This window comes from Stenotrophomonas sp. SMYL89 (genome assembly GCF_036319985.1).
Classification (GTDB): Bacteria; Pseudomonadota; Gammaproteobacteria; order Xanthomonadales; family Xanthomonadaceae; genus Stenotrophomonas; species Stenotrophomonas maltophilia_Q.
This window is the reverse complement of record NZ_JAWIRW010000032.1, coordinates 1-18,668: the sequence shown is the minus strand read 5'-3', so window position 1 is coordinate 18,668 and position 18,668 is coordinate 1. Positions and strand designations below refer to the sequence as shown.

The following is an 18,668-nucleotide window of genomic DNA, read 5'->3' as shown; positions in this document are numbered from 1 at the left end:
TTTCCGAAGGAAAACGGATCTGACCCCATTTTTGTGTATCGATATCTGACAGATGTGTCGACCAAGGTCGACACCTACCAACATCGGCGGAGACCTGTCAGAGGCGGGGCGGTGTCGGATTGCGGGGTGTCAGCGGCATGGATGTCGCTGCCAAGCCTACAGGGACGTACTTGCGGCGTCCCCGCACTCCGACACCGCCCCGCCACCCCACGGATAGCTCGCTTTTGCCGTTGCCGTTGCTGTTGCATTGAGCAGGTGCAGGGCTGCAAGCCCTGCCGAACCCCTCACCGGGCGTAGAATGCGGGCATGAGCGAATCCCTTGATAACCACCTGGTCCACGGCCGCCGCCAGCGGCCCGACGGTCCGTCGCCGATCGATGTCATCTCGGTCCAGTCGCAACTCGTCTACGGCCACGCCGGCAACAGCGCCGCCGTGCCGCCCATGCGCGCACTTGGCGTGCGCGTCGCGGAAATCCCGACCGTGCTGCTCAGCAATGCGCCGTTCTACGACACCACCCGTGGCCGCGTGCTGCCGGCCGACTGGTTCGCCGACCTGCTGCTCGGTACCCATGAGCGCGGCCTGCCGCAGCGGGCGAAGATGCTCGTCTCCGGTTACTTCGGCAGCACCGCCAACGGTGCCGCGTTTGCCGACTGGCTGGACGAAATCCTGCCGGCCTGTCCGCAGCTGCGCTATTGCCTCGACCCCGTCATCGGCGACACCCACACCGGCCCCTATGTGGAGCCTGGCCTGGAAGCGATCTTCGCCGAGCGCCTGCTGCCGCATGCCTGGTTGGTCACGCCGAATGCTTTCGAACTCAATCGCCTTACTGGCATGCCGGCGTTGGCCGAAGCCGATGCCATCGCCGCCGCGCGCACGCTGCTGGACCGTGGCCCCCATTGGGTGATCGCGCATAGCGTCGGCGGCAACCCGGGGGAACTGGTGACCCTGGCCGTTGGCCGCGAGGAAACCTGGCGCTGGACCTCGCCGCTGCTGCCGGTGGACGTGGCCGGCACCGGCGATGTGCTGATGTCGCTGGTGGTGTCGTTCCTGCTGCGCGGTGAATCGATGCAGCAGGCGATCTCGCGTGCGATCGCCGGTACCCATGCGGCGTTGGAAGCAACCCTGGACAACGGTTTCGAAGAGTTCGACGTAATAGTCGCAGCACCCGCTGCCCTCGCCGAAGGCACGCGCTTCCGCGCCGAACGCGTGGCATGAGCGGCCTGCTTGAACGCACGCCGCGCACGGTCGGCATCGTCGGAAGTGCTGGCGCCTACGGGCGCTGGTTGACCCGCTTCTTCCAGCAGCACATGCAGTTGCAGGTGATTGGCCATGATCCGGCTGATCCGCAATCGCATACACCGGAGCAGTTGCTGGCGCAGGCCGACGTGCTGGTGTTCTCGGCGCCGATCCGGCACACGCCCGCGTTGATCGCCGAGTACGTGCGGCAGTCCGCAGGCCGTGAACGCGACCGACTGTGGCTGGACGTGACCTCGGTGAAGGAGGCGCCGGTGCAGGCGATGTTGGCCTCGCTGGCAGAGGTGGTCGGGCTGCATCCGATGACCGCGCCGCCCAAGGCACCCACCCTGAAGGGCCGGGTGATGGTGGTCTGCGAAGCGCGGCTGCAACACTGGCAGCCGTGGGTCGATACGCTGTGCGCGGCGTTGCAGGCCGAATGCGTGCGCGCCATGCCGCAGCACCACGACCAGATGATGGCGCTGGTGCAGGCGATGGTGCACGCCACCCATCTGGCCCAGGCCGGCGTGCTGCGCCAGTACCAGCCGCAGCTGGGCGACCTGGCCGCGATGATGCCGTACCGTTCGGCGTCGTTCGAACTGGATACGGCGATCATCTCGCGCATCCTGTCGTTGAACCCGGCGATCTACGAGGACATCCAGTTCGGCAACCCGTATGTGGCGCCGATGCTGGAGCGCTTGGTCGCCCAACTGCAGGCCCTGCAGGGCCAGGTCGGGCAGGGCGACGACACTGCACGCAGTGCATTCCGCGAGCAGCTGTTGTCGGCCAATCGCAGTGCGTTCGGTGAGCAGGCGCTGGCCGAGGGCAACTACACCTTCGAACGCGTGGGCTATCTGCTGGCAGACCTGACCGAGCGCAACGCGCTGTCGGTCCACCTGCCCGAAGACCGGCCGGGTTCGCTGCGCGAACTGCTGAACGTATTCGAGCAGCACCGCATCAGCCTGGCCTCGATCCACTCCTCGCGTACGCCCGGCGGCGAAGTCCATTTCCGCATCGGTTTCGTTGCGGGCAGTGATCCTGCTGCAATCACCCTGGCGGCGGCCGACGTGGACGCCAGCGGCATCGGACGCGTGCTCGGCTGAGCGCATTCATCCACAGGCGGTGTGGATGATTCCTGAGCAAACATGTGGATAACCGCGTGCAGCCCTTGGCAGCCAAGGCTGTCAAGATGGTTGATCAAAAATTGACCATGCCATTACCGTAGAGCCGAGCCATGCTCGGCTGCTTTCGGCCACGGCGCGTGTCGACCAAGGTCGACACCCACCAGAGCGGATCCGGGAGTGCCGGGCCATGCCCGGCGTACCTCAGATCGTCAGCCTCAGCTCACCACCGCTGGTAGTGAATTCGCGGCCATTTCGCACCAGCAAGCGACCATCGTCGAGCTCGTAGCGGGGCGTGGCTTCGGAGTGGTGCCCGCTGCCGTTCGCCTCGGGCTTGAACTCGATAATGATGTGGCTTTCACCATGGCTGTCGACGGCGGGAAACTGACGGAACGACATCGTGCACCTCCTTCAGCGGATGCTGTTGATGCGGTGCCAGCTTCACTCCGCCGATGTTAGCCGGCCGTCATCAATCGATGAACTGCAGTCGTGCCAGTTCAGCGTACAGGCCGCCTTCGGCAAGCAGCTGTGCGTGCGTACCTTCCGCCACGATGCGGCCCTGGTCCATCACTACGATGCGGTCGGCCTTGAGTACGGTGGCCAGGCGGTGCGCAATCACCAGCGTGGTGCGGCCAGCCATCAAGCGCTCCAGGGCCTGCTGCACGCCATGTTCGCTCTGTGCGTCCAGCGCGCTGGTGGCTTCATCCAGCAACAGGATCGGTGCGTCCTTCAGCAGTGCGCGGGCAATCGCCACACGCTGCTGCTGGCCACCGGACAGGCGCGCGCCGCGCTCGCCCAGCTCACTGTCGTAGCCTTGCGGCAACGCGCGCAGGAAGCCGTCTGCCTCGGCGGCGCGTGCGGCAGCCTCGACCTCGCTGTCGCTGGCCTGCAGGCGGCCATAGCGGATGTTGTCACGCGCACTGGCGGCAAACAGCGTCGGCTGCTGCGGCACCAGCGCCAGCTGTCCACGCAGCTCGGCCGGGTCGACCTGGCGAACGTCGATGCCATCCACGCAGATGCGGCCACCCGCCGGATCGTGGAAGCGCAGCAGCATGGACAGCACCGTGCTCTTGCCCGCGCCTGACGGGCCGACCAGGGCCACGGTCTCGCCCGGGCGCACGTGCAGGTTGAAATGGTCCAGCGCCGCCTGGTCAGGTCGCTGCGGGTAGTGGAACACCACGTCGTCGAACTGGATCTCGCCACGCAGCGGCTGCGGCAGCACGTGCGGCTGCGCCGGCGCGCGGATCTCGATGTCTTCCTGCAGCAGTTCGCCGATGCGGCCCATGCCGCCGGCCGCGCGCTGCAGTTCGTTCCAGACTTCGGCCAGCGCACCGACCGAGCCACCGCCGATCAGTGCGTACAGCACGAACTGGCCCAGGGTGCCTGCGCTGAGGCGACCGTCGATGACATCGTGCGCACCCAGCCACAGCACGCCGACGATGGCGCCGAACACCAGCAGGATGGCGCTGGCGGTGACCAGCGACTGCGCACCGATGCGGCGGCGGGCGGCCTTGATGGCATCGCCCAGTGCGTGGTCGAAGCGGCCGCGCTCGTAGGGTTCGCGTGCGTGCGCCTGCACCGTCCGTACCGCACCGAGGGTCTCGCTGGCCAGGCTGTTGGCATCGGCGATGCGGTCCTGGCTACTGCGCGCGACGGTACGCAGCTTGCGCGCACCGATGATGATCGGCAGTACCGCAAGCGGAATGCCCAGCAGCGACCACGCCGCCAGCCGTGGGCTGGTGACGAACAGCATCGCCAGGCTGCCGACCACCGTGACGCTGCTGCGCAGTGCCACCGACATGGTCGAGCCGACCACGCTGCGCAGCAGCTCACTGTCGGCGGTCAGGCGCGAGACCAGCTCACCGCTGCGGCTGCGGTCATGGAACCCGGCACCGAGCTGGATCAGGTGTGCGTACAGGCGGCTGCGCAGGTCAGCTACGACCTTTTCGCCCAGCAGCGACACGAAGTAGAAGCGCGCGGCGGTGGCCAGGGCCAGCACCACGGCCACCAGCATCAGCAGGGCGAAGGCACGGTTGATCTGGCCGCCGCTGCTGAAACCATGGTCGATCATCTGCTTGACCGCCGGCGGCAGACTCAGCGTGGCCGCCGAAGACACCGCCAGCGCCAGCAGCCAGGCGGTGAACAGGCCACTATGGCGGCGCACGAACGGCCATAGCGTGCGCAGGCTGCCGAGGCGGCGCAGCGGCGGGGGCGAGGCGGGGGCGCCGTCCTTGTCAGTCATCCTGGTGGTCGTCTTCTATGCGGATACGGTCACGAGTGGCGTCGCGCAGGCGGATTTTCAATGCGTCGACCTGATCGGCCGGCAATTCGACCCGCAGGCATACCCCGTTCGCGTCGAACTGCTCATCGCGCTTCTCCACACCGAACGCAGGCAGGGCGGCGTGCAGGGTGCCCAGGTCCTCGAAGCCGGCCTGCAGCTGCAGCCGTGCCATGGCGACCAGCGCCAGCCGCGGCGCGGTGCGCAGGCATTCGGCGGCGGCCCCGCCGTAGGCACGGACCAGGCCGCCTGCTCCGAGCTTGATGCCACCAAACCAGCGCGTCACCACCACCATCACCCGGTCGAAGCCCTGGCCGTCGATCGCGGCCAGGATCGGCCGCCCGGCGGTGCCTGCCGGCTCGCCGTCATCGCTGGAGCGGTAGTCCTGGCCATGCCGGTAGGCCCAGCAGTTGTGCGTGGCGTCGGCCACGGCAACCTGTTGCAGGAACGCCAATGCTGCGGGGGCGCCATCGATCGGCGCGGCATGGGCGATGAAGCGGCTGTGTTTGACTTCCAGCGTGTGGCTGACGGGCTGGGCGAGGGTATCGAGCATTCCCATCATTCTACGGCGTTGTCGGGTCCCCCCGTCCGTTTCAGTCGTCCAGCAGCGGGCGCAGGTCGCGCGGCAGGCGCGCTTCCGGATACTGCTGTATGTAGCGTTCCAGGCTGGCGCGGGCGAGGTCGCGCTGGTCCTGGTCACGGCGCTCGCGGATCTTCTGCAGCCACTGCCGGCGTGGCAGGCGCGCGTCGGCGTCTACTTCGGCCTGCACCGTGTCCGCGCTCAGGCCCGCATCGCTGCCGCGGCGCATGATGCCCGGAGCCGAACGGCTGGGAGCCTCACGCTTCATCGAGGTGATCTCCACCCGATCCAGCGCCTCCGCCCGCTCGACCTCGGCGGCATTGGCTGCTGGTGCCGGTGCCGGTGCAGGTGCCGCGGCCGTGCGTGCTTTCAGTGCCCCGGACTCTGCCGGCGCGAATGCCGGTGCCGGTGCAGAGTAGGCTGCGGGTGCCGGTGGCGCAGGCGGCGCTGCTGCCGGCGCTGCCGTCGGCGCCGGTGGGGGGGGCGCAAAGGCGGTATCGGCGGCCGCATCCGCAGCCATCGATCGTGCAGCTTGGGCCGGCGCTTCAGCGGTCTCGGCCGGCGCCGGCTCGGGCGCGCGAGCGATGGCCGGTGCCGGGGCAGCGGCAACAGGGGCGGCCTCGGGTGCTGCGGGCGCAGCGCTTGGTTCGGCAGCCGCCACAGCGCTGTCGGCTGCACTGCGGTCAGCGGCCTGACGGGCAGCCGCAACGTCTTCTGCCGGTGCCGGTGCCGCAGCAACAGCGGCCTCACCGGCCGGAACCGGCGGCGGCTCCGGGCGCAGCTGCCAGGCGATGCCGATGGCGAACACCATCGAGGCGGCAATGCCGAACACTGCCGGCCAGCGAGGGCGTGCCTGTCTTGCGCGCGGTGCGTCCGCAGAGGCAACGGCGCCAGCGGCCGGAGCATCCACGGCGGCACGCGCCGCGGCCAGGATGGCAGCATCCAGCGCGGGCGGCGGTGCCTGCTCGGCGCGACGGCCGAGCAGCCGGGCCAGCTCGCGTTCTTCCGGCGTCAGGGGTTCGTCTCGGTTCATGCGTTCAGTCCCGCACGCAGCTTGTCCATCGCATAGCGCAGCCGCGATTTCACGGTCTCCCGGCCCACGCCGGTGATCTGGCCGATCTCCTCCAGGCTCAGTTCCTGATCCAGCCGCAGCTGCAGCACTTCGCGCTGCTCCGGCGGCAGTTGCTCCATCGCCAGCTGGATGCGGCGACGTTGTTCGAATTCAGAGAGTTCCGCTTCCGGGGTCTGCCCATCCTCGATCGCCGCAAGGCGCAGATCGGCATCGGCAGGTGCGGCCGGGCGATGACGTGCCGCACGCCAATGGTCGTTCAGTCGGTTGTGGGCGATGCGGAACAGCCATGTGCTGAACGCCGCCTCGGGTTGCCAGCCGGCGCGCGCGCTGATCACCCGCTGCCACACGTCCTGGAAGATCTCCTCGGCCAGTGCCGTGTCGCGCAGTTGCCGCAGCAGGAAGCCGAACAGGCGTTTGCGGTGGCGCGCATACAGGCTTTCGAACGCGCGCAGGTCACCACCGGCCCAGGCCAGCATCAAGGCTTCATCGGTTGGCAGTGCGCTGGCTTCCACGGCGTACAGGGTAAGGCCTGCAGGCGGTGGCGCATAGCCGGTGGCAGGGGCGGGCAGGGCGAGGTTCATGGCATGGAAGCGGCTACGGACAGCACGAAAAACGTACGGGCGCACGATTCGGGGTTTACGGGCTTCCATTGCCCCCCGGGTGGCGCGCTATGCTCGGCGGCTCAGGGGAGGCGACGCTTAGACGGCGCCAAGAGATTGTCATTTGTCCACGCATGCTGAACCGGCGGAAGAGCCACCACACGAGGTCGTGCTGAGCACGGCGCTGGTGCGCGCGTTGCATGCGCTGCTGCCTGAATCGGCGGTGGTCCGGGTCGGTTGGGACGACCCGCAGCTGGGGCGTGGCCAGGGCGGCTGGCCCCCGGTCGTGATCGACGGCGCCCCGTTCGTGGACCCCGGCGTTGGCGATGGCCAGCACGGTTGGGAGTACGACGGCGCGCGGCTGCTGTTGTCGGTGGTCGGTGCGGCGCCTTCGCCCGCGTGGTGGGGACTGGCCCGGCAGGCGATGGAACTGGCCCTGCAGCGTGGGCGACAGGCAGGGCAGATCAAGGCCCTGGAAGAGGCCGAGCGGCTGCAGCAGGCGTTGTTCCAGATCGCCGACCTGGCCGGCGCAGACCTGGAGATGGGCGAGATGCTGCGCCACGTGCACGGTGTGCTGGGCACGCTGATGTACGCGGAGAACTGCTACATCGTCGAGTACGACGATGTGCGTGAACAGATCCGCTTCCTGTACTTCGCCGACCAGGTGGATGACTTCGTTGCCGATCCGTCGCAGAGCCATGACGCCAGCGAGATGCCGCGCAGCCTGACCGTGGCGCTGCTGCGCCATGGCAAGCCGCTCAGTGGCCCGTCGCGCGAACTGCTGGCGCGGGTGGTGGAACAGGAGCATGACCCGCAGCGTGGTCCGGAAAGCCTGGACTGGCTGGGCGTGCCGATGCTGCGCGATGGCCGCGTCTGTGGCGCCATCGTGGTGCAGAGCTATGAGCGTGCCGCCCGCTATGGTGAGGCCGAGCGCGCCCTGTTGGGGTTCGTCGCCCAGCACGTACAGACCGCGATGGACCGGCGCCAGGCGCAGGTACGGCTGGAGCAGCAGGTGGAGCGGCGCACCCAGGAACTGCAGCGCGCCAACCGCAGCCTGCAGGACGAAGTAGCCGAACGGCGCCGTGCCGAGCAGCTGCAGACCGCGCTCTACAACATCGCCGAGATGGCGATGTCGGCCGACAGCCTGGCCCAGTTCTACGGCCAGGTGCACGGCGTGGTCGGGCGCCTGCTCGATGCGCGCAATTTCTACATCGCCCTGGTCAACGCCGCCGGTAATGGCCTGGACTTCGTCTATTCGGTGGACGAGCACAACGCCAGCCGCGCGCCGCGGCCGTTCAGCCGTGGCCTGACCGAATACGTGGTGCGCAACCGGCGCCCGCTGCTGGCATCGCGCGCGCAGATCGATGCCCTGCTGGCGGCCGGCGAAGTGCGCGAACACGGCGCGCGTTCGCACTGCTGGCTGGGCGTGCCGCTGCTGCGCGACGACGAAGTGGTCGGCGCGATCGTGGTGCAGAGCTACAGCCAGAACAGTACCTTCAGCGTGCACGACCAGCGCCTGCTGACCTTTGTTGCGCAGAACATCGGCACCGGGTTGGCCCGCCAGCGCGACCAGCAGCGGCTGCGTTCGGCGCATGCCGAGCTGGAAAAGCGCGTGGAAGAACGCACCCGTGAACTGGCCGAAGTGAACGAGAAACTGCTAGGCCAGATCGGCGAGCGCCTGCGTGCGGAACAGCGCCTGACCCACCAGGCCATGCACGATGCCCTGACCGGCCTGCCCAATCGTCTGCACCTGCTGGATCGCCTGCAGGATGCCCTGGCACTGGCCAAGCGTGAGGGCGGGCCGGTGTTTGCCGTTCTGTTCCTCGACCTTGATCGCTTCAAGCTGGTCAATGACAGCATCGGCCATGCCGCCGGTGACCGCATGCTGGTGGAAGTGGCCAAGCGCATCGTGTCGATGGCCGGTACCGAAGATGTGGTGGCACGGCTCGGCGGTGATGAGTTTGCCGTGCTGCTGCAGTGCCCGCAGGGGCTGGCGCAGGCACTGGATTTCGGCCAGCGGCTGCTGCTGGCGTTGCAGGAGTCGATGTGGATCGCCGGGCGCGAACTGTTTCCGTCCGGCAGCCTGGGCATTGCCCTGTGGAATCCGCGCTACCGCACCGGTGAAGAGCTGCTGCGCGATGCGGACGCAGCGATGTACCGGGCCAAGGCGCAGGGCCATGACCGCTGCGCGATCTTCGACGAAGACATGCGCGAAGAAGCGATGCGCAGCCTGGACCTGGAAGCCGATCTGCGACGTGCGATCAACAACCGCGACTTCCTGCCGTTCTATCAGCCGATCGTGCGCTTGTCCGACGGCGAAGTGGTCGGTCACGAGGCGCTGCTTCGCTGGCAGCACGAGCGCCGTGGCCTGCTGCTGCCCGGTGCGTTCCTGGAACTGGGCGAAGAGAGTGGCCTGATCGAACAGGTGGATTGGCTGATCTACGAGCAGGTCATCGCGGGGCTGGCCAAAGGGGGGCACAGCTACGTATCGGTGAACGTGTCACCGCGTCATTTCCGCTCGGCGGAGTTCAGCGGCCGCCTGTTCGGCCTGCTTGATGCATACGGCGCCGATCCGCAGCGACTGCGGCTGGAGATCACCGAGGTCGCACTGCTGGACGATGGCCCGCACACGCTGCGCATCCTGCAGGGCCTGCGCGAGCGCGGCATCCAGGTACAGCTGGATGATTTCGGCACCGGCTTCTCCGCGTTGTCCTACCTGCATCGCTTCCCGATCAGCACGCTGAAGATCGACCAGAGCTTCATCGCCGGCCTGCATGGTCCGGAAGTGCAGAGTACGCGCGCGCTGGTTGAGGGCGTGCTGTCGCTGGCGCGCACGCTGGGCATCGAAACCATCGGCGAAGGCATCGAGACCGAGGCGCAGCGAAATACCCTGCGCGAACTGGGCTGCGACTACGGCCAGGGCTACCTGCTGGGGCGGCCCGCCCCGTGGGCGCACGCGGCGGCCTGAGCCGCCGCGTGCCGCTGCATCATCGCAGGGCGGCGCGGCGCTTCTCGTCGATCCACTTCGAGGCCTGCGCCGGCTGGTAGTTCTTCATCCACTCCAGCATCTCTTCGATGTCCGAGCCGTACCACAGGTCCTGGCGCTGGTCCGGGTGCAGGAAGCGCTCTTCCACCATGCGGTCGATCATGCCGATCAACGGGGCGTAGAAACCTTCCACGTCGAGGAATGCGCATGGCTTGTTGCCGATGCCCAGCTGGCGCCAGGTCAGCATCTCGAAGATCTCTTCCATGGTGCCGAAGCCGCCCGGCAGGGTGACGAAGCCGTCGGCAAGATCGAACATGCGCGACTTGCGCTCATGCATCGAACCGACGATCTCCAGTTCGGTCAGGCCACGGTGGGCCACTTCCCAATCGGCCAGCTGGCGCGGGATCACGCCGGTCACCTCGCCACCGGCGGCGAGTACCGCATTGGCCACGGTTCCCATCAGGCCGACGTTGCCGCCGCCATACACCAGGCGCAGGCCGTCGCGGGCAATGCGGTCACCCAGGGCAATGGCACGTTCGGTATAGGCCGGCTTGCTGCCAGCGTTGGAACCACAGTACACACAGATCGATTTCATGGATCTTCCTGTCTCTTGGCCGGAAACGAAAACGCCCCGTCGCCAACCGGAAGGCGGTCAGGGACGGGGTGTGCGTAGAGTATGAGGCCTTGAATCGCCACATGCCCTTGTAGAGCCGAGCCATGCTCGGCTGCTCTTCGTTCAGATCGCCACATGCCCTTGTAGAGCCGAGCCATGCTCGGCTGCTCTTCGTTCAGATCGCGGCAAGGTCCCAGCCGAGCATGGCTCGGCTCTACAAGAAGCAGGGGCTTACGCCGCCGCAGCCTGCTCGCGGCGCGGGCCTTCGCGGAGGGCGCGGCCGACCATGCCCACCAGCAGGTCCAGCTCCTCGCTGTCCATGCCGAAGTGCGGGGTGAAGCGCAGCGAGTTCTCGCCACCGTGGATCACGTTGATGCCGTGCTGGCGCAGCCATTCCTCGGTGGAGTTGGCGCCGTAGCACTTGAACTGCGGGGCCAGCTCGCAGGAGAACAGCAGGCCGGTGCCCTGCACCTTGGTGATCAGGCCACCCAGCTCACCCTTGAGCTGCTCCAGCTTGCGCACGGCCTCGGCACCGCGCTCGGCGATGTTGGCGCGCACCTGCGGGGTCAGCTGCGCCAGGGTGGCGCAGGCCACGTCCAGCGCACGCGGGTTGCTGGTCATGGTGTTGCCGTAGATGCCCTTGCGGTACAGCTGCGCGGCATGTTCGGTCACCGCCAGCACCGACAGCGGGTACTGCGCCGCGTTCAGTGCCTTGGAGTAGGTCTCCATGTCCGGCGGGTCCAGGCCTTCGAAGCCGGGGTAATCGACCACCGACAGCACGCCATGCGCGCGCAGGCCGGCCTGGATCGAGTCCAGCAGCAACAGGCTGCCATGGGCACGGGTCAGTTCACGGGCAACGGCATAGAACGACGGCGGCACCGAACGGCCCGGGTCGCCTTCGCCCATCACCGGTTCCAGGAATACCGCCTCGATGAACCACTGGTTGCGCGCGGCATCCTCGAACACTTTGCGCAGGCCGGCCTCGTCGTAAGGCGCCACGGTGATCACCGAATCCTCGCCACGGTAGCTGGCCAGGTGCTGCATGTAGCTCTTGCGGCTGGAATCGGAGTACAGCGCCGGGCGGTCGGTGCGGCCATGGAAGCTGCCCTTGACCACCACGCGCTTGATCGCGGCGCCGGCGTGGCGCGCGCCCGGGTCGGTCTGCAGCTTGGCATTGACGTCGGCAATGCGGGCGGCCAGGCCGACCGCTTCGGAGCCGGAATTCAGGCACATGAAACGGGTGAACGGGCAGCCGCCACGGCGGTGGCCGATCTCGGCGCGCAGGGCAGTGATGAAGCGCTGCTGCGACAGGCTGGGGGTCATGATGTTGGCCATCACCTGCGGACGGGCCATCGCTTCCAGTACCGCGTCCGGGGTATGCCCGAAACCGAGCATGCCGTAGCCGCCGGCGTCGTACAGCACGGCGCCCTTCAGGGTGACCACCCACGGGCCGCGCGCGGCCAGCGCCACGTACGGCGTCACTGCGTCATCGGCGTAGAAATTAACGAAACCGTCCTGCATCGCGTCGATCTGCGCCTGTTCGTCCTGCGCCAGCAGCGGCCCCAGGTCGGCCTGCACACGCGCGAATTCCTCGGCGGCGGCGTCCACCGCGGCGATCAGCTGCGGGTGGTGGGCGGACAGGGCGGTCAGGGTGGCGTCGTCCAGGCCGCTGGTGAGGCGGGTGCCGGGCTGGCTGCGCAGGGGGGCGAGGCGTTCGATGAAGCTCATTGCAGATCTCCTGAAACAATGGGTCGCACGGGTCTTCAAAAGCAAAACGCGCGTCATCACGCGCGCTTGGGGCAGGCTCGTGCAGCGGACTTCCGACTCGATGCTAGCACTTGTTTTTTTGCGCGATAACCCCGCAGAAACCTGCTGCATAGCAGCATTTTGCGCGACGTTCGCCGCGAAGCGCGCCGGCTCGCAGACGCTGGACGTACAATGCGCGCCATTGTCGACCTGTTGCCGCCCACCGCCTTGAAGAAGTCCGATTTCCACTACGACCTGCCGGCTGAACTGATCGCGCAGGCTCCCCTGGCCGAGCGCTCCGCCAGCCGACTGATGCTGGTGCCGCCGGCACCGGCCGCCTTCACCGATCTGCAGGTGCGCGACCTGCCGTCGCTGCTGCAGCCGGGCGATCTGCTGGTGTTCAACGACACCCGGGTGATCCCGGCGCGCCTGTTCGGGCAGAAGGCCAGTGGTGGCCGCGTTGAAATCCTGATCGAGCGCCTGCTCGGTGGCCAGCAGGCCCGCGCGCAGGTCGGCGCCAGCAAGTCGCCGAAGGCCGGCAGTCGCATCGCCCTGGACGCAGGTGGCGAAGCCGAGGTGCTGGGCCGTGACGGCGAGTTCTACGTGCTGCAGTTCCATGTGCCGGAGTCGCTGGAGCAGTGGTTGCTGCATGCCGGCCGCCTGCCGCTGCCGCCCTACATCCAGCGCGAGCCGGGCGTGGACGACCGCGAGCGCTACCAGACCGTGTTCGCGCGCGAAGTGGGCGCGGTGGCCGCGCCGACCGCCGGCCTGCATTTCGACGAACCGCTGCTGGCCGCATTGAAGGAGAAGGGCGTGGAGTTCGGCCACGTCACCCTGCACGTTGGCGCGGGCACCTTCCAGCCGGTGCGCGCCGATGACCTGAAGGACCACGTGATGCACCGCGAGTGGCTGAACGTCGGCGCTGAGCTGGTGCAGCAGGTACGGCGCACGCGCGCGGCCGGCGGCCGGGTGATTGGCGTGGGCACCACCGTGGTGCGCGCGCTGGAGAGCGCGATGCGTGACGGTGAGCTGCTGCCGTTTGCCGGCGAGACCCAGATCTTCATCACCCCCGGTTACCGCATCCGCAGCGTCGACGCGATGGTGACCAACTTCCATCTGCCGGAAAGCACGCTTCTGATGATGATCTCCGCGTTCGCCGGCAAGGAGCGCGTATTCGAGGCCTACCAGCACGCGATCGAGCAGCGCTACCGCTTCTTCAGCTACGGCGACGCGATGCTGCTGTTCCCGCTGGCGGGGTAGGGCAGCCTGGGAGGGCAGGCCCCCTGTGGGTGCGCACCTTGGTGCGCACGCCTTCTTGGGAGACAATAGGCGACTATTTGCCTGAACGACCGCTCCATGTCCCGATTGCAGTTCCAGCTCAAGACCCGCGACGGCCGTGCCCGCCGTGGCCGCCTGACCTTCCCGCGTGGCACGGTGGAAACGCCGGCCTTCATGCCGGTGGGAACCTATGGCTCGGTCAAGGGCATCCTGCCGGACCAGGTGCGTGCGCTGGGCGCCGAGATCATCCTCGGCAACACCTTCCACCTGTACCTGCGCCCGGGCCTGGACATCATCGCCGACCACGGCGGCCTGCACGGCTTCTGCCGCTGGGATGGCCCGATCCTGACCGACTCCGGCGGCTTCCAGGTGTTCTCGCTGGCCCACCGCCGAAAGATCACCGAACAGGGCGTGACCTTCGCCTCGCCAACCGACGGCGCCCGCGTGTTCCTGGGCCCGGAAGAGAGCATGAAGATCCAGAAGGTGCTCGACTCGGACGTGGTGATGATCTTCGACGAGTGCACCCCGTACCCGGCTACAGAGGATGTTGCCCGCCGCTCGATGGAACTGAGCCTGCGCTGGGCCCAGCGCAGCCGCAATGCGCATGACGAGCTGGGCAATGACGCGGCGCTGTTCGGCATCGTCCAGGGCGGCGTTCACACCGACCTGCGCAGCCGCTCGGCCGAGGCCCTGCAGGCGATCGGCTTCGACGGCTATGCCATCGGCGGCCTGGCCGTGGGCGAGCCCGAGCACGAGCGCAATGCCATGCTTGACCACCTGGACCCGGAGTTGCCGGGCGACCGTCCGCGCTACCTGATGGGTGTCGGCCGGCCGGAGGACCTGGTCGAGGGTGTCGCACGTGGCGTGGACATGTTCGATTGCGTGATGCCGACCCGCAATGCGCGCAACGGTCACTACTTCACCTCGTTCGGCACCGTCCGCATCCGCAACTCCCAGTACGCGCGGGACATGGATCCGATCGAGCCGGGCTGCGGCTGCGTGGCCTGCACCGGCGGCTACACCCGGTCCTACCTGCGCCACCTGGACCGCTGCAACGAGATGCTGGCGCCGATGCTGGGCACGCTGCACAACCTGTTCTATTACGAAAAGCTGATGGCCGACATCCGCGCGGCGATCGAGGCGGGAACCTTCCTGGCCTTCCGTGAGTCTTTCTACGCGGCACGCGGGGCGGTCGCGCCGGCCCTGTAACCCGGACGCCCCCTGCCAAACGGCCCAAGGACGAACGCCCGGGGCCGTGGCATACTTCAAGGCTGACCCAGATCCGCGGTCGACACCCCGTGCCCGTGAAAGGGCCGGAGCGCCGCCCAACCAAAGGACCAACGATGAACCTGCTTGCCTTCCTGATTCCCGCCGCCCACGCCCAGGCCGCCGGCGGCCAACCGCAGGGCATGGGCCTGACCACCCTGCTGTTCCCGATCATCCTGATCGCCATCATGTACTTCCTGATGATCCGCCCGCAGATGAAGCGGCAGAAGGAGCACAAGGCCATGCTGGAGAAGATCAAGCGCGGCGACGAAGTGCTGACCAACGGCGGCATCGCCGGCATCGTCACCGACATCGGCGACAACTTCATCACCATCGAAGTGGCTGACAACGTGCGCATCCGCGTGCAGAAGGGCGCTGTCGGCAACGTGCTGCCGGCCGGTACCCTGAAGTCGGCCCAGTAAGTCACTCCCTTTCCGATGCACAACCGCGGCGCCGGGGATGGCGCCGCGCGGGACCCAAGCAATGCTCGAATTTCCACGCTGGAAGTACGTCGTCATCCTGATCGTACTGGCGCTCAGCTCGCTGTACGCGCTGCCCAACATCTACCAGAAGGACCCGGCCGTCCAGATCACCGCCAACCGTGGCGGGCAGGTCGACGACGCGCTGCGCGACCGTGTGCTGGCCGACCTGAAGAAGGCCGGAGTGGACACCCTCGGTGCCGAGAAGGAAGGGGAAAGCCTGATCGTCCGCCTGCCGGACCTGAAGGCGCAGTCCGCCGCCAGCGACGCCCTGCGTGACACCGTCGGCGAGAAGTACACCGTGGCCCTGAACCTGGCCTCGACCGTGCCGGACTGGCTGGCCAACCTCGGCGGTCGTCCGATGGTGCTGGGCCTTGACCTGCAGGGCGGTGTGCACTTCGTGCTGCAGGTCGACCAGAAGGCCGCCCTGGACAAGCGCCTGGACGCCTACACCGAAGACGTGCGCAGCACCCTGCGTGACGCGCGCATCGCGTACCAGTCGGTGGAGCGCCGCGCGGACAACAGCATCGTGGCCAACCTGAGCCCGTCCGCCGGTGATGACGCCGCGCAGCGCGCCCGTACGGCCCTGGTCAAGGCGCAGCCGACGCTCGGCTACGACGTCAGCGGCAACCGCATCACGGTCACCGTGCCGGAGACCGAGATCGCGCAGATCGCCAATGGCGCCATCGAGCAGAACATCAACACCCTGCGCAACCGCGTGAACCAGCTCGGCGTGGCCGAGCCGATCATCCAGCGCCAGGGTGCCGACCGCGTGGTCGTGCAGCTGCCCGGCGTGCAGGACACCGCCGAAGCCAAGCGCATGATCGGCGCCACCGCCACCCTGGAATACCGTGCGGTGGTCGAGGGCAACGCGCAGGACGCGATCAACTCCGGTCGCATCCCGCCGGAAGCGAAGGTCTACCAGCGCCGTGACGGCGGCGGTCCGATCCTGCTGAACAAGCGCGTGATCGTCACCGGCGACCAGATGGTCGGCGCGCAGGCGGTGACCGACTCCAACAGCGGTGCACCGGCGGTCAGCGTGACGCTGAACAACGTCGGCGGCCAGCGCATGTTCGATTTCACCAGCGCCAATGTGAACAAGCCGATGGCGGTGGTGTACACCGAGCGCGTGCCGACCGTGACCATGGTTGACGGCCAGGAAGTGCGTGGCTTCAAGGTCAACGAGGAAGTGATCTCGGTGGCCAACATCAACGGCGTGTTCGGCAAGAACTTCCAGACCACCGGCCTGCAGAAGAAGGAAGCCGACGACCTGGCCAAGCTGCTGAAGTCCGGCTCGCTGGCCGCACCGATGGACTTCGTCGAAGAGCGCGTGGTCGGCCCGAGCCTGGGCGCCGAGAACGTCAAGAACGGCATGCGCGCGGTGGTGTTCGCGTTCCTGTTCACCCTGGTGTTCTTCAGCGTGTACTACCGCATGTTCGGTGTGATCACCTCGGCGGCGATGCTGTTCAACCTGCTGATCGTAGTGGCGGTGATGTCGCTGTTTGGTGCCACCATGACCCTGCCGGGCTTCGCCGGCCTGGCGTTGTCGGTCGGCCTGTCGGTGGACGCCAACGTGCTGATCAACGAGCGTATCCGTGAAGAGCTGCGTGCCGGCGTGCCGGGCAAGACCGCGATCGTGACCGGCTACGAGCGTGCCTCGGGCACCATCCTCGACGCCAACCTGACCGGCCTGATCGTCGGTGTGGCGCTGTTCGCATTCGGTACCGGTCCGCTGAAGGGCTTCGCGCTGACCATGATCATCGGTATTTTCGCCTCCATGTTCACCGCGATCACCGTGTCGCGTGCGCTGGCGACGCTGATCTACGGCCGTCGCAAGAAGCTCCAGAACGTGGCCATCTGACGGGACGACACGCACAATGAAACTGTTTCCGCTGCACATCCTCCCGAACGACACCAAGATCGACTTCATGCGTTGGCGCCATGTCGCCATGGCAGTCACCATCGTGGTGTTCCTGGCCTCGATCGCCATCATCGGCATCAAGGGCTTCAACTACGCGCTGGACTTCACCGGCGGCACCCTGATCGAAGCCCGCTTCGACAAGCCGGTGGACGTCGAGCAGGTCCGCACCAAGCTCGAGCAGAATGGCTTCGAAGGCGCCCAGGTGCAGAGCGTCGGTGGCAACACCGACCTGCTGATCCGCCTGGCCCCGCACGGTGAGCATGCGCCGGGTACCGGTGACGCCGCCGCCGAGGACAAGGCCACTGCTGCCGCTGTGGTGAAGGCGCTGTCGTCGGCCGACAACCAGGCCACCGTGCTGCGCAACGAGTTCGTGGGTCCGCAGATCGGCAAGGACCTGGCGATGAATGGCCTGTACGCCACCATCTTCATGCTGGCCGGCTTCCTGATCTACATCGCGGTGCGCTTCGAATGGAAGTTCGCGGTCACCGCCAGCATCGTGGCGATGTTCGACCTGATCGTGACGGTGGCTTACGTGTCCCTGCTGGGCCGTGAGTTCGACCTGACCGTGCTGGCCGGCCTGCTGTCGGTGATGGGCTTTGCTATCAACGACATCATCGTGGTCTTCGACCGCGTCCGCGAGAACTTCCGCAGCCTGCGCGTGGACTCGATGGAAGTGTTGAACCGTTCGATCAACCAGACGCTGTCGCGTACGGTGATCACCGCGGTGATGTTCTTCCTGTCGGCGCTTGCCCTGTACCTGTACGGTGGCAGTTCGATGGAAGGCCTGGCCGAGACGCACATGATCGGTGCAGTGATCGTGGTGCTGTCCTCGATCCTGGTGGCGGTGCCGATGCTGACGATCGGCTTCCTGCGCGTCAGCAAGCAGGACCTGTTGCCCAAGGCAAAGGACATCGAAGCCCTGGAGCGTCGCCCGTAATCACCTGCTGCCCGCAGCACACAGAGAACCCCGCGCAAGCGGGGTTTTTTGTTGGCAGGGCTTGCAGCCCTGCACCCGCTCAATGCGACTTCAACTTCAAAAGCCGGAGCAGCATTCCGTGGGATGGCGGGGCACTGTGGGTTTGCGGGGACGCCGTAAACCCATCCATGGGGGCTTGGTCGCAGCATCCATGCGGCTCACACCCCGCAAACCCACAGTGCCCCGCCTTCGACAGGTTCATGCGGCTGTTGGTAGGTGTCGACCTTGGTCGACACATCTGTCAGATATCGAATGAATTCAATCGTGTCGACCAAGGTCGACACCCACCAGAGCAGAATGCGGTTCCGACAGATCGCAGAGAACTGTCGAAGGCGGGGTGGGTCCGGTTGCGGGGGTGTCCGCGGCATGGATGCCGCGGCCAAGCCCCCAAGGTGAAGTGACCCCCGGGAGTTGGACGCCAGATCCAACCCCGAGGGATACATGAACAGATACGACGCGCGTTTCAAACTGCAGGTCGCCAAAGAGGCCTGCAAGACCTCCACATCGGTCAAAGCCGTTG

16 protein-coding genes are annotated in these 18,668 nt (G+C 67.1%); 8 read left to right on the top strand and 8 right to left on the bottom strand.

Annotation, left to right across the window (positions count from 1 at the left end; genetic code table 11):
• Nucleotides 1-306 precede the first annotated feature (306 nt).
• Nucleotides 307-1,215 carry a pyridoxal kinase gene (gene pdxY / locus V3B41_RS20265; RefSeq protein WP_049428502.1) on the top strand — a complete coding sequence of 303 codons (909 nt, stop codon included), beginning with the start codon at nucleotides 307-309 and terminating at the stop codon, nucleotides 1,213-1,215.
• Nucleotides 1,212-2,336 (top strand): prephenate dehydrogenase, encoded by a 1,125-nt coding sequence (locus V3B41_RS20260; RefSeq protein ID WP_197632472.1) that lies wholly within the window; start codon nucleotides 1,212-1,214, stop codon nucleotides 2,334-2,336. Before pdxY ends, V3B41_RS20260 begins: the two co-directional genes overlap by 4 nt.
• A gap of 222 nt (nucleotides 2,337-2,558) precedes the next feature.
• On the opposite strand, the gene V3B41_RS20255 is transcribed toward V3B41_RS20260, so the two are convergent.
• The 5 genes from V3B41_RS20255 to V3B41_RS20235 form a co-directional block, all read right to left on the bottom strand.
• Nucleotides 2,559-2,753: a hypothetical protein gene (locus V3B41_RS20255; RefSeq protein WP_049428506.1), complete on the bottom strand. Its 195-nt coding sequence runs from the start codon at nucleotides 2,751-2,753 to the stop codon at nucleotides 2,559-2,561.
• Between the two features lie 70 nt (nucleotides 2,754-2,823).
• Nucleotides 2,824-4,596 carry an ABC transporter transmembrane domain-containing protein gene (locus V3B41_RS20250; protein ID WP_111202513.1) on the bottom strand — a complete coding sequence of 591 codons (1,773 nt, stop codon included), beginning with the start codon at nucleotides 4,594-4,596 and terminating at the stop codon, nucleotides 2,824-2,826.
• Nucleotides 4,589-5,185 (bottom strand): YigZ family protein, encoded by a 597-nt coding sequence (locus V3B41_RS20245; RefSeq protein ID WP_049428511.1) that lies wholly within the window; start codon nucleotides 5,183-5,185, stop codon nucleotides 4,589-4,591. Before V3B41_RS20245 ends, V3B41_RS20250 begins: the two co-directional genes overlap by 8 nt.
• A 40-nt stretch (nucleotides 5,186-5,225) precedes the next feature.
• Nucleotides 5,226-6,245, bottom strand: a complete 1,020-nt coding sequence (locus tag V3B41_RS20240; protein WP_197651099.1) for a hypothetical protein — start codon at nucleotides 6,243-6,245, stop codon at nucleotides 5,226-5,228.
• On the bottom strand, nucleotides 6,242-6,760 hold the full coding sequence (locus V3B41_RS20235) for an RNA polymerase sigma factor (protein ID WP_238378638.1): 519 nt from the start codon (nucleotides 6,758-6,760) through the stop codon (nucleotides 6,242-6,244). The genes V3B41_RS20240 and V3B41_RS20235 overlap by 4 nt, the downstream gene beginning before the upstream one ends.
• 247 nt (nucleotides 6,761-7,007) lie before the next feature.
• On the opposite strand from V3B41_RS20235, the gene V3B41_RS20230 reads away from it, so the two are divergent.
• Nucleotides 7,008-9,851 carry an EAL domain-containing protein gene (locus tag V3B41_RS20230; RefSeq protein ID WP_285310532.1) on the top strand — a complete coding sequence of 948 codons (2,844 nt, stop codon included), beginning with the start codon at nucleotides 7,008-7,010 and terminating at the stop codon, nucleotides 9,849-9,851.
• Between the two features lie 19 nt (nucleotides 9,852-9,870).
• On the opposite strand, the gene V3B41_RS20225 is transcribed toward V3B41_RS20230, so the two are convergent.
• Nucleotides 9,871-10,464 (bottom strand): TIGR00730 family Rossman fold protein, encoded by a 594-nt coding sequence (locus V3B41_RS20225; RefSeq protein WP_049428514.1) that lies wholly within the window; start codon nucleotides 10,462-10,464, stop codon nucleotides 9,871-9,873.
• A gap of 249 nt (nucleotides 10,465-10,713) precedes the next feature.
• Nucleotides 10,714-12,210 carry an aminotransferase class III-fold pyridoxal phosphate-dependent enzyme gene (locus V3B41_RS20220; RefSeq protein WP_295546316.1) on the bottom strand — a complete coding sequence of 499 codons (1,497 nt, stop codon included), beginning with the start codon at nucleotides 12,208-12,210 and terminating at the stop codon, nucleotides 10,714-10,716.
• A 210-nt stretch (nucleotides 12,211-12,420) separates the two neighbouring features.
• Here V3B41_RS20220 and queA point away from each other — a divergent pair, with 210 nt between their 5' ends.
• From queA to secF, 5 genes are all read left to right on the top strand, one after another.
• The gene (queA, locus tag V3B41_RS20215) at nucleotides 12,421-13,488 is read left to right on the top strand and encodes a tRNA preQ1(34) S-adenosylmethionine ribosyltransferase-isomerase QueA (RefSeq protein WP_295546319.1); all 1,068 of its coding nucleotides are present in this window, start codon (nucleotides 12,421-12,423) and stop codon (nucleotides 13,486-13,488) included.
• 96 nt (nucleotides 13,489-13,584) lie between these two features.
• Nucleotides 13,585-14,715 (top strand): tRNA guanosine(34) transglycosylase Tgt, encoded by a 1,131-nt coding sequence (gene tgt / locus V3B41_RS20210; RefSeq protein ID WP_197620309.1) that lies wholly within the window; start codon nucleotides 13,585-13,587, stop codon nucleotides 14,713-14,715.
• A gap of 134 nt (nucleotides 14,716-14,849) precedes the next feature.
• Nucleotides 14,850-15,194, top strand: a complete 345-nt coding sequence (yajC, locus tag V3B41_RS20205) for a preprotein translocase subunit YajC (RefSeq protein ID WP_006434333.1) — start codon at nucleotides 14,850-14,852, stop codon at nucleotides 15,192-15,194.
• A gap of 61 nt (nucleotides 15,195-15,255) precedes the next feature.
• The gene (gene secD / locus V3B41_RS20200; RefSeq protein ID WP_049428520.1) at nucleotides 15,256-17,112 is read left to right on the top strand and encodes a protein translocase subunit SecD; all 1,857 of its coding nucleotides are present in this window, start codon (nucleotides 15,256-15,258) and stop codon (nucleotides 17,110-17,112) included.
• 16 nt (nucleotides 17,113-17,128) lie between these two features.
• Entirely contained in the window at nucleotides 17,129-18,109 is a 981-nt protein-coding gene (secF, locus tag V3B41_RS20195) for a protein translocase subunit SecF (RefSeq protein ID WP_049428521.1), read from the top strand.
• A gap of 197 nt (nucleotides 18,110-18,306) precedes the next feature.
• Here secF and V3B41_RS20190 read toward each other — a convergent pair.
• Nucleotides 18,307-18,668 (bottom strand): hypothetical protein (locus V3B41_RS20190; protein ID WP_329861816.1); only part of this gene is annotated, 362 nt, incomplete at its 5' end.

Bases quoted from the DNA above. Each gene is read 5' to 3' on its own strand.
- pdxY (WP_049428502.1), top strand. From the start codon at position 307: ATGAGCGAATCCCTTGATAACCACCTGGTCCACGGCCGCCGCCAGCGG.
- V3B41_RS20260 (WP_197632472.1), top strand. From the start codon at position 1,212: ATGAGCGGCCTGCTTGAACGCACGCCGCGCACGGTCGGCATCGTCGGA.
- V3B41_RS20255 (WP_049428506.1), bottom strand. From the start codon at position 2,753: ATGTCGTTCCGTCAGTTTCCCGCCGTCGACAGCCATGGTGAAAGCCAC.
- V3B41_RS20250 (WP_111202513.1), bottom strand. From the start codon at position 4,596: ATGACTGACAAGGACGGCGCCCCCGCCTCGCCCCCGCCGCTGCGCCGC.
- V3B41_RS20245 (WP_049428511.1), bottom strand. From the start codon at position 5,185: ATGCTCGATACCCTCGCCCAGCCCGTCAGCCACACGCTGGAAGTCAAA.
- V3B41_RS20240 (WP_197651099.1), bottom strand. From the start codon at position 6,245: ATGAACCGAGACGAACCCCTGACGCCGGAAGAACGCGAGCTGGCCCGG.
- V3B41_RS20235 (WP_238378638.1), bottom strand. From the start codon at position 6,760: ATGCTGGCCTGGGCCGGTGGTGACCTGCGCGCGTTCGAAAGCCTGTAT.
- V3B41_RS20225 (WP_049428514.1), bottom strand. From the start codon at position 10,464: ATGAAATCGATCTGTGTGTACTGTGGTTCCAACGCTGGCAGCAAGCCG.
- V3B41_RS20220 (WP_295546316.1), bottom strand. From the start codon at position 12,210: ATGAGCTTCATCGAACGCCTCGCCCCCCTGCGCAGCCAGCCCGGCACC.
- queA (WP_295546319.1), top strand. From the start codon at position 12,421: ATGCGCGCCATTGTCGACCTGTTGCCGCCCACCGCCTTGAAGAAGTCC.
- tgt (WP_197620309.1), top strand. From the start codon at position 13,585: ATGTCCCGATTGCAGTTCCAGCTCAAGACCCGCGACGGCCGTGCCCGC.
- yajC (WP_006434333.1), top strand. From the start codon at position 14,850: ATGAACCTGCTTGCCTTCCTGATTCCCGCCGCCCACGCCCAGGCCGCC.
- secD (WP_049428520.1), top strand. From the start codon at position 15,256: ATGCTCGAATTTCCACGCTGGAAGTACGTCGTCATCCTGATCGTACTG.
- secF (WP_049428521.1), top strand. From the start codon at position 17,129: ATGAAACTGTTTCCGCTGCACATCCTCCCGAACGACACCAAGATCGAC.